Annotated in this window: 14 protein-coding genes; all 14 read right to left on the minus strand. The window is 64.7% G+C overall.

Annotated elements, in window-relative coordinates; all coding sequences use genetic code 11:
* Positions 1-37: 37 nt before the first annotated feature.
* On the minus strand, positions 38-670 hold the full coding sequence (rnhB, locus tag ACYRGX_RS20190) for a ribonuclease HII (protein WP_473054209.1): 633 nt from the start codon (positions 668-670) through the stop codon (positions 38-40).
* Positions 670-1,803 (minus strand): lipid-A-disaccharide synthase, encoded by a 1,134-nt coding sequence (gene lpxB, locus ACYRGX_RS20195; RefSeq protein ID WP_473054210.1) that lies wholly within the window; start codon positions 1,801-1,803, stop codon positions 670-672. Before lpxB ends, rnhB begins: the two co-directional genes overlap by 1 nt.
* Before the next feature lie 5 nt (positions 1,804-1,808).
* Complete coding sequence (gene lpxA, locus ACYRGX_RS20200) at positions 1,809-2,585, minus strand: acyl-ACP--UDP-N-acetylglucosamine O-acyltransferase (RefSeq protein ID WP_473054211.1); 777 nt, start codon at positions 2,583-2,585, stop codon at positions 1,809-1,811.
* On the minus strand, positions 2,582-3,022 hold the full coding sequence (fabZ, locus tag ACYRGX_RS20205) for a 3-hydroxyacyl-ACP dehydratase FabZ (protein ID WP_473054212.1): 441 nt from the start codon (positions 3,020-3,022) through the stop codon (positions 2,582-2,584). Before fabZ ends, lpxA begins: the two co-directional genes overlap by 4 nt.
* A gap of 48 nt (positions 3,023-3,070) precedes the next feature.
* The gene (gene lpxD / locus ACYRGX_RS20210) at positions 3,071-4,129 is read right to left on the minus strand and encodes a UDP-3-O-(3-hydroxymyristoyl)glucosamine N-acyltransferase (protein WP_473054213.1); all 1,059 of its coding nucleotides are present in this window, start codon (positions 4,127-4,129) and stop codon (positions 3,071-3,073) included.
* Between the two features lies 1 nt (position 4,130).
* Positions 4,131-4,634 (minus strand): OmpH/Skp family outer membrane protein, encoded by a 504-nt coding sequence (locus tag ACYRGX_RS20215; protein WP_473054214.1) that lies wholly within the window; start codon positions 4,632-4,634, stop codon positions 4,131-4,133.
* Between the two features lie 34 nt (positions 4,635-4,668).
* The gene (gene bamA / locus ACYRGX_RS20220; RefSeq protein ID WP_473054215.1) at positions 4,669-7,035 is read right to left on the minus strand and encodes an outer membrane protein assembly factor BamA; all 2,367 of its coding nucleotides are present in this window, start codon (positions 7,033-7,035) and stop codon (positions 4,669-4,671) included.
* A 71-nt stretch (positions 7,036-7,106) separates the two neighbouring features.
* On the minus strand, positions 7,107-8,459 hold the full coding sequence (gene rseP, locus ACYRGX_RS20225) for an RIP metalloprotease RseP (RefSeq protein ID WP_473054216.1): 1,353 nt from the start codon (positions 8,457-8,459) through the stop codon (positions 7,107-7,109).
* Positions 8,460-8,487: 28 nt separating this feature from the next.
* Positions 8,488-9,675, minus strand: coding sequence for a 1-deoxy-D-xylulose-5-phosphate reductoisomerase (gene ispC / locus ACYRGX_RS20230; protein WP_473054217.1), 1,188 nt, complete (start codon positions 9,673-9,675; stop codon positions 8,488-8,490).
* On the minus strand, positions 9,672-10,484 hold the full coding sequence (locus ACYRGX_RS20235; protein WP_473054218.1) for a phosphatidate cytidylyltransferase: 813 nt from the start codon (positions 10,482-10,484) through the stop codon (positions 9,672-9,674). The genes ispC and ACYRGX_RS20235 overlap by 4 nt, the downstream gene beginning before the upstream one ends.
* The gene (gene uppS / locus ACYRGX_RS20240) at positions 10,478-11,239 is read right to left on the minus strand and encodes a polyprenyl diphosphate synthase (RefSeq protein ID WP_473054219.1); all 762 of its coding nucleotides are present in this window, start codon (positions 11,237-11,239) and stop codon (positions 10,478-10,480) included. The genes ACYRGX_RS20235 and uppS overlap by 7 nt, the downstream gene beginning before the upstream one ends.
* A 15-nt stretch (positions 11,240-11,254) precedes the next feature.
* A complete protein-coding gene (frr, locus tag ACYRGX_RS20245) occupies positions 11,255-11,812 on the minus strand; it encodes a ribosome recycling factor (RefSeq protein WP_473054220.1) in 558 nt (185 codons plus the stop codon).
* Positions 11,809-12,552: a UMP kinase gene (pyrH, locus tag ACYRGX_RS20250; RefSeq protein WP_473054221.1), complete on the minus strand. Its 744-nt coding sequence runs from the start codon at positions 12,550-12,552 to the stop codon at positions 11,809-11,811. The genes frr and pyrH overlap by 4 nt, the downstream gene beginning before the upstream one ends.
* A gap of 159 nt (positions 12,553-12,711) precedes the next feature.
* The gene (gene tsf / locus ACYRGX_RS20255) at positions 12,712-13,581 is read right to left on the minus strand and encodes a translation elongation factor Ts (RefSeq protein WP_473054222.1); all 870 of its coding nucleotides are present in this window, start codon (positions 13,579-13,581) and stop codon (positions 12,712-12,714) included.
* Positions 13,582-13,668 lie beyond the last annotated feature (87 nt).

Here is a 13,668-nt window from a genome sequence, read left to right on the forward strand (position 1 = left end):
AGCTTTCCCGGGCGTCTGAGCCGCGACGGCAGGCAGATTAGGCGTCGAGCAACCCGACGGGCGCGGCCAGGCTGGCGGCCTCGAGCATCTGCCGGACCGGCGAGAAGGAGCGGCGGTGGATCGGCGAAGGACCGAGCTTCTCCAGCGCGGCGAGGTGTACCGCGGTGGCGTAGCCCTTGTGCCCGGCGAAGCCATAGCCGGGGTAACGCGCATCCCAGTCGGCCATCTCGCGGTCGCGGCTGACCTTGGCGAGAATCGACGCGGCGGCGATCGCCGGAACCTTGCCGTCGCCCTGCACCACCGCGGCACTGGGCACCGCCAGTTTCGGACAGCGGTTACCGTCGATCAGCGCCATGCGCGGGGTGACCGACAGGCCCTCGACCGCGCGCTGCATCGCCAGCATGGTCGCGTGAAGAATATTGAGGCGATCGATCTCCTCTACCTCGGCACGGGCCACGCACCAGGCCAGGGCCTTCTCACGAATTTCGTCGAAGAGGCGCTCACGGCGCGCCAGGCTGAGCTTCTTGGAGTCGTTCAGGCCCTGGATCGGGCGAGCCGGGTCCAGGATCACCGCAGCGGTGACCACCGGTCCGCAGAGCGGCCCCCGACCGACTTCGTCGACTCCGGCTACGCCGTCTTCGACCAGGGAGAAGTCCAGACCCAGTTGCATCAGCGTGTCTCCAGCAATTCGTCGAGCGCCTGCGCCGCCCGCTGCGAGGCATCGCCACGCAGCGTCTCGTGGATCGCCGCGAAGGTGGCGGTCTGCTCGGCGCCGCCGTCGATCAACGGCAGCAGGCTCGCGGCCAGCGCCTGCGGGGTGGCGGCATCCTGGATCAATTCGGGCACCAGCGCGCGCTGGGCAAGCAAATTGGGCAGGGAAATGTAGGGGCTCCTCACCAGGCGCCGCAAAATCCGGTAGGTCAGCGGCGCGACACGGTAGGCGACCACCATCGGGCGCTTGAACAGCAGGGCTTCCAGCGTCGCGGTGCCGGAGGCGATGAGCACCGCATCACAGGCCGCCAGCGCCAGGTGCGACTGGCCGTCGAGCAGGGTCAGCGGCAAGGCGCGGCCGACCAGCAGTGCCTCGATCTGCGCACGTCGTTCGGCGCTTGCGCAGGGCAATACGAAACGCACCCCGGGACGCTGCCGAAGCATCTGCTCGGCGGCATCGAGGAAGGTCTGCCCGAGGCGCGCGACCTCTCCCCCGCGACTGCCCGGCATCAACGCCACCAACGGCGTGTCGTCCGCGATCTGCAGTTGCGCACGGGCTGCGGCGCGATCGGCGTGCAGCGGGATGTCGTCCGCCAGGGTGTGGCCGACGAAACGTACCGGAACCTGATGTTCCTCGTAGAAGCGCGCCTCGAACGGGAACAGCGTCAGCATCAGGTCGCAGGCCTCGCGGATCTTCAGCACCCGCTTCTGCCGCCAGGCCCAGACCGACGGGCTGACGTAGTGCGCGGTGCGGATACCGGCACGGCGCAGGGCCAGCTCCAGGCCCAGGTTGAAGTCCGGCGCGTCGATACCGACGAAGACATCGGGCTTGCGGGCGATCAGGCTGTCACGCAGATCACGCCGGCGACGCAGCAGCTCGGGCAGACGGCCGAGCACTTCGACCAGGCCCATCACCGACAGGCGTTCCATGGGAAAGGCGCTGTCGAGCCCTTCCGCGATCATCCGCGGTCCACCCACGCCCACGAATTCGACCTGCGGATGACGGGCTTTCAACGCGCGCATGAGACCCGCGCCGAGAATGTCTCCAGACGCCTCGCCGGCGACCAGGGCAATGCACAAGGGAGCGTTCATGGGACTCAGCGGGTGATACCGCGGGTGGAGCTGGAGACCGAGTCGCGGAACTGGGCGACCTCGGGGAAACGCGCGGCGCTGTCGGCCAACTGCTCCAGCGCCTGCTCGACGGTCAGCCCCTGGCGATAGACGATCTTGTAGGCGCGACGCAGCTCGGCGATCGCCTCGCTGGAGAAGCCACGCCGGCGCATGCCCTCGAAATTCATGCTGCGGGCCTCGGCGGGGTTGCCGAAGACGGTGACGAAGGCCGGGACGTCCTTGCCGATGGCGGTACCCATGCCGGAAAAGCTGTGCGCGCCGATGCGGCAGAACTGGTGCACCAGGGTGTAGCCGGAAAGGATTGCCCAGTCCTCCACATGCACATGGCCAGCCAGCGCGGTGTTGTTGACCAGGATGCAGTGGTTGCCGATCACGCTGTCATGGCCGATGTGCGCATAGGCCATGATCAGGTTGTGGTCGCCCAGGGTCGTCTCGCTACGGTCCTGCACGGTGCCGCGGTGAATGGTGACGCCTTCACGGATCACATTGTGATCACCGATCACCAGCCGGGTGGGTTCACCCTTGTACTTCAGGTCGGGGGTATCCTCGCCGATCGAAGAGAACTGGTAGATGCGGTTGTGGCGACCGATGCGCGTGGGGCCCTTGAGCACCACGTGCGGTCCGATCACCGTACCCTCGCCGATCTCGACGTCCGCGCCGACGATCGACCAAGGCCCGACGACAACGTCGTCAGCCAGTCGCGCCGCGGGATCGATGATCGCCCGAGGGTCGATTGAACTCATAGTTTGCGTTCCGCGCAGATGATTTCGGCCGAGCACACGGCCTTGCCATCGACGCTGGCCTGGCACTCGAACTTCCAGATTCCGCGCTTGACGCTGAGGAACTTGGCTTCGAGGATCAGTTGGTCGCCCGGCAGCACCGGCTGACGAAAGCGTAGCTTGTCGGAGCCAACGAAGTAGTAAAGCGTGCCGTCGGCCGGCTTAACGTCGAGCATCTTGAAGCCGAGAATGCCGGCGGCCTGGGCCATCGCTTCGATGATCAGCACGCCCGGCATGATCGGGTGCTGCGGGAAGTGGCCATTGAAGAACGGTTCGTTGATGCTGACGTTCTTGTAGGCGCGGATGCGCCTGCCCTCGGTGTCCAGTTCCGCCACGCGGTCTACCAGCAGGAACGGGTAGCGGTGCGGGAGGTATTCGCGAATCTCGTTGATGTCCATCATGTCCGGAGGGGGCCTGTTAGGTATGAAAAGGGGCGCAACCCAGAAGCGCTAGGTTTCTGATGAAGCATCCCCGTCAGAGGTCACGGCCGCCAGACGCTTTTCCAGCTGTTGCAGGCGTCGCGCCATGTCGTCCAGTTGACGGATTCGCGCCGCGCTCTTCTTCCATTCGCCGGCCGGCTGCATGGCCGTCCCCGAGGAATAGGCGCCCGGCTCGCTGATTGAGCGGGTGACCATGGTCATGCCGGTGACGAACACGTTGTCGCACACCTCGATGTGCCCGACCATGCCGACGCCGCCAGCGATCATGCAGTGCTTGCCGATCTTGGTACTGCCGGAAATGCCGACGCAGGCCGCCATCGCCGTATGCTCGCCGACCTGCACGTTGTGCGCGATCATGATCTGATTATCGAGCTTGACCCCATCAGCGATGCGCGTGTCGGACAGCGCGCCGCGATCGATGGTGGTATTGGCGCCGATTTCAACGTCGTCGCCGATGCTCACGCCGCCGACCTGGGCGATCTTCTCCCAACGCCCCTTGTCGTTGGCAAAGCCGAAGCCCTCGCCACCGATGACCGCGCCGGACTGGATCACCACGCGCTTGCCGATGTGCACGTCATGGTAGAGCGTCACACGCGGGGCCAGCCAGCCACCCTCGCCGATCTCGCTGCGCGCACCGACCACGCAATGGGCGCCGATACGCGTGCCTGCGCCAATGCGCGCGCCGCTCTCGATGACCACGTAGGGGCCGATGCCGACATCCTCACCCAGTTGCGCATCCTCGGCGACCACCGCGGTGGGATGGATTTCAGCGGGACGTACGGGCTTGGGATCGAACAGGTGAGACAGGCGTGCGTAGGCGAGGTAGGGGTCCTCGACCAGCAAGGCGGCGCCGGGGTAGTCCTTGGCATCGCTCTCGCGCAGCAGAACCGCCCCGGCCTGGGTCTGCGTCAGCTGCTTGCGATAGGCGGCGCTGGCAAGAAAGGCGAGTTGCGAAGAAGTGGCGTCCTGCAAGGTCGCGACCCCGTGGATCAGAAGATCCGCGGGGCCGCGCAATTCGGCACCGAGCCGGTTCGCCAGCTCGGCCAGACTGTAGCTGTTGGCGCTCATCTCAACGCAGCTGATTCATGCGCTCGATCACCTGGCGGGTGATGTCGAACTGACTCTTCACGTCGACCACGGCGCCGCGCTCGAGCACCAGATCGAAGTCACCCTTCTTGATGACGTCCTCGACGGCCTGGTCGAGCTTGGGCTTGAGCTGCTTGAGCATGTCGCGGTCGGCGGCGGCCTTGGCTTCGTTGAGTTCCTTGGACTGGAATTGGAAGTCACGGGCCTTCTGCTTGAATTCGAGTTCCAGGCGCTCGCGGTCGCCCTGCTGCATCTTCTCGCCGTCCTTGACCAAACGGTCCTGGATCTTCTTCGCGTCGGCCTCCAGGGCCTGCAGCTTGGTCAGTTGCGGACCATATTTCTTTTCAGCGTCGGTGGCGTATTTCTTCGCGGCATCGGACTCGAGCAGAGCCATCTGGTAGTTCAGCACCGCGATCTTCATGTCGGCCAGTGCGGGACCGGCGGCCAGGACGCCGACGAGAAACAGTAGAGAAGTCAACTTACGCACGATGTACTCCGGATAACACTTTCGGTTGTGGGGCTCAGAAGGTCTGGCCCAGGGAGAACTGGAATACCTGGGTATCGGCATTGTCGGGTTTCTTCACCGGCATGCCCAGGCTGAAGCTCAGCGGGCCGAGCGCGGTCACCCAAGTCAGGCCGACGCCCACGGAACTCGCCATGTTGCTGAAGTCGATGTCGCAGGCGGTATCGCCGCGCGCCTTTTGATTGGCGCTGCAGTTGGTGTCGAACACGTTACCGACGTCCCAGAACAGCACGGTACGCAGGGAGCGCTGATCCTTGACGAACGGCAGCGGGAAGAGCATTTCGGCACCACCGGTGATCATCACGTTACCACCGAACGGTTCCGGCTCTTGGTCCGGGTCCGCGATGGTGCCGGGGCGCGAGCCGTCGCTGGGCGTACTGCGCGGGCCCAGGCTGCTGTCTTCGAAACCACGCACCGAGTTAAAACCACCGGCGTAGTAGTGCTCGTAGAACGGCAGATCGCTGGTCGAGCCGTAGCTGTCGCCATAACCCAGCTCGGCGTGGAAACGCATGGTCAGGTTACGCGTCAGCGGCTTGAACAACTGGCCACGGTAATCGAGTTTGTAGAAGGACAGGTCGCTGCCGGGGATGGTGGTCTCGGCGACGAAGCTCTGCGAACTGCCACGGGTCGGCAGCATGCCACGGTTGAGCGAGGAGTCCGACCAGCCAGCCGACGCCTTGAAGTTGAGGAACTTGTCGCCCTCCTGATCCATGAAGTCGAAGATCTCGTCGACCGTGTAGCGACCGGAGTTGATCTCGTCCTGCTGGGCGCTCAGACCGAAGGTCAGTCGCGAGGTCTCACTGATCGGGTAGCCGATGGTCAGGCCACCGCCGAGGCTGTCCACCGAGTAACTGGAGATATCCACGTCCAGCTCGTCGTAGTCGGTGGTGCGGTAGAAGGCGTTCCATCCCAGGCTGACGCCATCGGGCGTCCAGTAGGGATCGGTGAAGCCGAAGTTGTAACGCGTCTGGTACTCGGAGCGCGTCAGCCCGAGGCTGACGCGGTTACCGCTACCCAGGAAGTTGTTCTGGCTGATCGAGCCGCCGAGAATCAGACCGGCATTCTGCGCGAAGCCCACGCTCGCGGTGATCGAACCGGAAGCCTGCTCTTCGACCGCGTAGTTCACGTCGATCTGATCGTCAGTACCGGGCACCGGGGGGGTCTCGACGTTGACTTCTTTGAAGTAGCCCAGACGCTCGAGACGGGTCTTGGACTGGTCGATCAGGTAGGTCGAAGCCCAGCCGCCTTCCATCTGGCGCATCTCGCGACGCAGCACCTCGTCTTCGGTCTTGGTGTTGCCGCGGAAGTTGATGCGGTTGACGTAGGCACGCTTGCCCGGATCGACGACGAAGGTCACCGAGACGCTGTTGTCCTCGTCGTGGGTTTCCGGCACGCCGTTGACGTTGGCGAAGGTGTAGCCCTCGTTACCCAGGCGGCGGGAGATCAGCTCCGAGGTGGTGGTCATGATCTTGCGCGAGAACACCTGGCCCTGCTTCACCAGCAGCAGCGCGCGCACGTCTTCCTCGGGGACCTTGAGGTCGCCGGAAAGCTTGACGTCGCGGATGTGGTACTTCTGGCCTTCGTCGATGTTGACGGTGATGTAGACGTGCTTCTTGTCTGGCGTGATGGACACCTGGGTGGAGGAGATGTCCATGTTGATGTAGCCGCGGTCCAGGTAGTAGGAACGCAGGCGCTCCAGGTCACCGGAGAGCTTCTCGCGGGCGTACTTGTCGTCGTTCTTGAAGAACGACAGCCAGTTGGTGGTCTTGAGCTGGAACAGGTCGATCAGGTCTTCCTGGGGGAACACCGTATTACCGACCACGTTGATGTGCTGGATCGCCGCGACCGTGCCTTCGTTGATCTTGATCTTCAACGCCACGCGGTTGCGCGGCTGCGGAACGATCTCGGTCTCGATCTCGGCGGAGTAGCGGCCCTGGGCCACGTACTGGCGCTGCAATTCGTTGCGCACCCCTTCCAGGGTCGCCTGCTGGAAGATCTCGCCTTCGGCCAGGCCGGACTGCTTGAGGCCGTTGAGCAGGTCTTCGCTGCTGATCGCCTTGTTGCCTTCGATATCGATGCTGGCGATCGACGGGCGCTCGACCACGGTCACTACCAGAGCGTTGCCGTCACGGCCAAGCTGGATGTCCTGGAAGAAACCGGTACGGAACAGCGAACGGGTCGCGTCCGCCAGACTCTGATCATCCACCTGCTCCCCGACGTTCAACGGCAGAGCGCCGAACACGCTGCCCGCGGAAACCCGCTGCAAGCCGTTGACGCGAATATCGGAGATGGTGAAGGACTCGGCGTGTGCCTCGCCGATCATGAGTGCGGTCAGCACCGCGGCGGGAAGGAGCAGGCGTTTCATGAAGTCCTTGGTTTCCAACTGGTAATAAAGAATCTGCCGCTCGCGCGGCAGATCCGGAATTCAGCGACGCGTCACAGCCGACCCAGATCGTTGATCAGCGCAAGCAGCATGACTCCCACGACCAGACTGATGCCGATCTGCAGGCCCCAGCCTTGAACCCGTTCCGAAAGGGGACGCCCGCGGGCCCACTCGATGAGGTAGAACAGCAGGTGTCCTCCATCGAGGACCGGGATCGGCAGGAGATTGAGAACCCCCAGGCTTATGCTCAGATAGGCAAGAAAATTCAGGAAATCCCCGAAACCTGACTGGGCCGAAGCGCCCGCCACTTTAGCAATGGTTATCGGCCCGCTCAAGTTTTTTACCGAGAGCTCCCCGACGAGCATTTTCTTCAGGGATTCCAGCGTCAGCAGGCTCATCGTCCAGGTGCGATGCACGCTCTGGACCACGGCATCGAGCGGTCCGTAGCTGACTTCGCGGAGCATCTCCGGCGGCCACTGCCCCCCTTCGACGCCCGCCCCGAGGTAGCCGCTGCGGGCTTCGCCTTCGCCCCGCGCGGCCAGGGTGACCGGCAGTTCGAGAGACCGGCCGTCGCGCTGCAGCGCCAGTACCACGGTGCTGCCCGGATGCGCACGCACGGTGTCGACCACCTGCTGCCAGTCGTCCACCGCAGTCCCATCGATGCCACGAATCAGGTCACCACTGCGTAGGCCTGCAGCGAACGCAGGCCCCTGCTCGTCGAGCTGGGCGATGCGCGGAGCCAATGCCGGGCGCCAGGGATGCAAGCCGAGCTCGGCGATCGGATCGGGCTCGTCCTTGTCGTGCAACCAGGACTGCAGCGCGATCTCATGCCGCACCTCGGCGCTGCTACCGTCGTCCCGGGTAACCACGCTGAGCTTGCCGGTCTCGCCCAGGCGGCGAACCAGTTGCAGATTGACGGCTGCCCAGCCGGTAGTCGCTTCGCCGTCGATGGAGACGATTTCCTGCCCGGTCTGCAGACCCGCCTCGGCCGCCAGGCTGCCGGCATCGATGCTGCCGATCACCGGACGCACCTGCTGCGAGCCAAGCATCGCCAGAATCCAGAAGAACAGCAGCGCCAGAAGGAAGTTGGCGATCGGTCCTGCGCTGACGATAGCGATGCGCTGGCCGACCGGCTTGCGGTTGAAGGCCTGTTCGACGAGCGCCTGGGGGACATCGCCCTCGCGCTCGTCGAGCATCTTCACGTAGCCCCCCAGGGGAATCGCAGCCACCACGAACTCGGTGCCCTGGCGGTCGTGCCAGCGCAGCAACGGCTTGCCGAAGCCCACCGAGAAACGCAACACCTTGACACCGCAGCGACGCGCCACCCAGAAGTGGCCGTACTCGTGGAACGTCACCAGCACGCCCAGGGCTACCAGGGTGCCCAGGACCATGTACATCGCACTCATCGAAACCTCCGCCAGGACCCTGGACGGGTCATGCCAGGCGCTGCAACCAATGGTGAGCCTCGCGCCGCGCCGCGGCGTCAGCCTCCAATATCTCGTCCAGACCGCTTGCCGGTGTCACCGGCAGGGCTTGGAGCACAGCCTCGATCATAACCGCGATCCGGTCGAAAGACAGTCGCCGTTCGAGAAACGCCGCCACCGCCACCTCGTTGGCCGCATTGAGCACCGCGGCGGCGCAGCCACCGGCTTCGGCAGCCTCACGCGCCAGGCGCAGGCAGGGAAAACGCCGTTCGTCCGGCGCCTGGAAGTCCAGGCGGGCGATGGCGAACAGGTCCAGCGGGGCGACGCCCGATTCGAAGCGCTCGGGCCAGGCCAGCGCGTGAGCGATGGGCGTGCGCATATCCGGATTGCCGAGCTGCGCAAGCACCGAGCCATCGACGTAGTCGACCAGCGAATGGATCACGCTCTGCGGATGGACCACGACCTCGACCTGCGCCGGTCGCGCATCGAACAGCCAGCAGGCCTCGATCAGCTCCAGGCCCTTGTTCATCATGCTCGCCGAATCGACGGAGATCTTCCGCCCCATCGACCAGTTGGGGTGGTGGCAGGCCTGCTCGGGCGTGGCCGCGGCGATCGCCTCCTGGCTCCACTCACGGAATGGGCCTCCGGAAGCGGTCAGCAGGATTCGCCGCACACCGACTTCGGCCAACCCGCGGGCATGCGCGGGCGGCAGGCACTGGAAGATCGCATTGTGTTCGCTGTCGATCGGCAACAGGGTCGCGCCATGCTCGCGCAAGGCCTGCATGAACAAGGCGCCGGACATCACCAGCGCTTCCTTGTTGGCGAGCAGGATGCGTTTGCCGGCACGCACGGCAGCCAAGGTCGGCGCCAGACCAGCCGCCCCGACGATGGCCGCCATCACGCTGTCGACCTCGGGATCGGCGGCAACCTGGCAGAGCGCCTGCTCGCCTTCCAGCACCTCGGTGGCGCTGCCCGCCTGTGCCAGACGCTGGCGCAGATCGCGCGCCGCAGCGGCATCCGGCAGTACCGCGAAGCGCGGACGGTGACGCAGGCACAGCTGCTCCAACTCGGCCACGCGACTGTGCCCGGTCAGGGCGAAGACTTCGTAGCGCTCCGGGTGCCGGGCGACCACGTCGAGGGTGCTCAGGCCGATGGAACCGGTAGCGCCAAGAACGGTGATGCGCCGCGCTCGCGTCACGACAGGCTCCAGCCAGAGAGCAGGAGCAGCACGGTGAACAGCGGAATGGCGGCGGTCAGGCTGTCGATGCGATCGAGCACCCCACCATGCCCCGGCAGCAGGTTGCTGCTGTCCTTGAGCCCGGCCTGGCGCTTGAACATGCTCTCGGAGAGGTCACCGAGCACCGACAGCGCCACCACGGGCGCGGCGATCAGCAGCGCACCGAGCAGCATGCCGAACGGCCAGCCACGCAGCAGACCGACCACGAGCGTCAGCAGCAGGCTGGCGGCGAGGCCGCCGTAGAAGCCTTCCCAGCTCTTGCCAGGGCTGACCTTGGGCGCCAGCTTGCGCTTGCCGAAGCGCCGGCCGGAGAAATAGGCACCGATATCGGCGAACCACACCAGCAGCATCACCGCGAGGATCAGCCAGTTGCCCAACGGCATGCCCTTGAGCAACACCAGCCCCTGCCAGGCAGGCAGCAATACCGGCAAGCCTGCCAGCAGCTTGCGCGGCCCATCCCAGCGCGCCAGGCTTTCGGGAAAGCCAAGCACCAGGCGTAGCGCCAGCAGCCACCAGGCCAGGCCCAGCAGCAGCACCGGCCAGGCCAGCGTCGGCAATGCATGCAGCAGGAACAAGCCGAGCGCCACCAGGGCGGCATAGCCGATACGCGGCGCGGCACCGGTGTAGCCGGACAGACGCGCCCACTCCCAGGCGCCCAGGGTGACCACCAGGCCGATGAACAGGGCGAAGGCGCCGCCCTGGAGCAGGAAGAAGCCGCACAGGGCGACCGGCAGGAGGATCAGCGCAGTGATGATGCGTTGTTTCAGCATGAGGTCGACACCTCGGCTTCGATCTGCTCGCAGGTCTTGCCGAAGCGCCGCTGACGGGTGGAATAGTCGGCCAGGGCCGCGCGCATCGCCTCGTGCTTGAAGTCCGGCCAGTACAGATCGGTGAAGTAAAGTTCGGCGTAAGCCAACTGCCAGAGCAGGAAGTTGCTGATGCGCCGCTCGCCACCCGTGCGAATGCACAGATCCGGCATCGGCAGATCGCCCGTGCTCAGGCATCCCTGTAGTAGACCCGGGGTGATGTCCTCGGGTTTCAGATGCCCGGCCTGGACCTCGCGGGAAAGCCGTTGCGCCGCCTGGGCGATGTCCCACTGGCCGCCGTAGTTGGCGGCAACCTGCAGCAGCAACCCACGATTACCCGCAGTGAGCTGCTCGGCCTCGCGCATGGCGGCTTGCAACTCGGGATGGAAGCGCGAGCGGTCGCCGATGATGCGCAGGCAGATGTCGTTGGCGTTGAGCTTGCGCACCTCACGTCGCAAAGCGACGAGGAACAACTCCATCAGCCCGCTGACTTCCTCGGCGGGGCGCTGCCAGTTCTCGCTGGAGAAGGCGAACAGGGTGAGCACCTCGACCGAGGACTGCGCACAGACCTCGACCACGGCGCGTACCGCATCGACGCCCGCCTTGTGCCCCGCCAGCCCTGGCAGGAGGCGGCGGCGCGCCCAGCGATTGTTGCCATCCATGATGATTGCTACATGGCGGGGCCCGGCCAGGGGGCACTGCGTGTTCACCGTGTTCATAAGATACCCATGGCCTTAGACGGCCATCAGGTCCTGCTCCTTGGCCTCCAGGGCCTTGTCGATCTGCGCCACGAACTTGTCGGTGATTTTCTGCACCTCATCGGCGGCACGACGCTCGTCGTCTTCGCTGATTTCCTTTTCCTTGACCAGGTCCTTGAGCTGCGCCAGGGCATCGCGACGAATGTTGCGCACGGCGACACGGGCGTTCTCCGCCTCGGCACGCGCCTGACGAGTGTAGCCCTTGCGGGTCTCCTCGGTGAGCGCCGGCATCGGTACGCGGATGGTGGTGCCGGCGGTCGCCGGGTTCAGACCCAGGTCGGAGGTCAGGATAGCCTTCTCCACGGCCTGGATCATGCTCCGGTCGAATACGGTCAGGGCCAGCGTACGAGCGTCTTCGGCGACCACGTTGGCGACCTGACGCAACGGGGTATCGGCACCGTAGTAGGAGACCTGAACGCTGTCGAGGATGCTCGGATGGGCACGCCCGGTACGAATCTTGGCGAACGCGTGCTCCAGCGACTCCAGGCTCTTGCCCATGCGCGACTGGGCTTCACTCTTGATTTCGTTGATCATGCTTTCAACTCCTCGATCAGGGTTCCTTCGGCGCCACCGACGACGATGTTCAGCAAGGCACCGGGCTTGTTCATATTGAAGACACGCAGCGGCATGCCGTGGTCACGGCACAGGCAGATGGCGGTCAGGTCCATCACGCCGAGCTTGCGGTCGAGCACTTCGTCGTAGGTCAGGCGCTCGAATTTCTCGGCATCCGGATCCTTGAAGGGATCGGCAGTGTACACGCCATCGACCTTGGTGGCCTTGAGCACTACGTCCGCCTCGATCTCGATGGCGCGCAGGCAGGCCGCCGAGTCGGTGGTGAAGAAGGGGTTGCCGGTACCGGCGGAGAAGATCACCACCTCGCCGGTCTTCAGGTGGCGCATGGCCTTGCGACGGTCATAGTGGTCGGTGACGCCTACCATCGAAATGGCCGACATGACCAGCGCGGGGATGTTCGAGCGCTCCAGCGCGTCGCGCATGGCCAGGGCGTTCATCACCGTGGCGAGCATGCCCATGTGGTCGCCGGTGACCCGGTCCATGCCTGCCGCGGACAGGGCCGCGCCACGGAACAGGTTGCCGCCGCCGATGACCAGACCGACCTGCACGCCGATGCCGACCAACTGGCCGACTTCCAGCGCCATACGATCGAGCACCTTGGGATCGATGCCGAACTCTTCGGAGCCCATCAAGGCCTCGCCGCTGAGCTTGAGCAGAATCCGTTTGTAGCGAGGTTGGCGACCCGAAACCTGCTGAGCCATCGTGTTTCTCTCCTGGCGGCGAAGGTAAAGAGTGTGACAGACCCACGGCCTGCCACCTGACGATTTCGCGGGACCCGTGAGACAGTCCCCATTCGACGAAGAGGCCGCCCGCGCGAACGGGCAGCCTCTTCGGGTGTTACATCGGCACGCGAAGCATGCTTACTGCTTGGAGGCAGCCACCTGAGCGGCCACTTCGGCAGCGAAGTCGACTTCGGCCTTCTCGATGCCCTCGCCCACTTCGTAACGCACGAAGGAGACGATTTCGGCACCGGCTTTCTTGGCCAGTTCACCGACCTTGACTTCCGGATCCTTGACGAACGGCTGCTCGACCAGGCTGGCTTCAGCGAGGAACTTGCTGATACGGCCCTTGACCATGTTCTCGACGATGTTTTCCGGCTTGCCGGCGATCTTCTCGGCGTTGAGCTGCAGGAAGATTTCTTTCTCCTTGGCAATCAGCTCATCGGAGACTTCGGCCGGGCTCAGGACCGCCGGGTTGGACGCAGCCACGTGCATGGCGATGTCTTTGGCCAGCTCCGGGGTACCGCCGTTCAGGACGACCAGCACGCCGATGCGGTGACCGTGCAGGTAGGCACCGACGACGTCACCTTCGACGCGGGTCAGGCGACGGATGTTGACGTTTTCACCGGTCTTGGAGACCAGCGCCAGACGGGCTTCTTCCTGGGCTTCGATCAGCGGAGCGGCGTCGCTCAGCTTCTGCTCGAAGGCTTTGTTCAGCGAATCGGCGACGAAGCCTTTGAAGTCGTCCTGCAGGGCCAGGAAGTCGGTCTGCGAGTTGACTTCGATGATCAGCGCGGCCTTGTTGTCGTCGGCGACCTTGACAGCGATGGAGCCTTCGGCAGCGATGTTGCCGGACTTCTTGGCGGCCTTGATGGCGCCCGCGGCACGCATGTCGTCGATGGCCTTCTCGATGTCGCCGCCAGCGGCGGTCAGGGCCTTCTTGCAATCCATCATGCCCAGGCCGGTACGCTCGCGCAGTTCCTTGACCAGTGCTGCAGTGATCTCTGCCATGTCGTTAATCCTCGTAAGCTCTTCAATCGGCACCCGTCGGGGACGGATGCTGGAATCTGGAGTGACAAAAAGGGGGCTTAGCCCCCT

This window comes from Pseudomonas sp. R4-15, assembly GCF_055768815.1.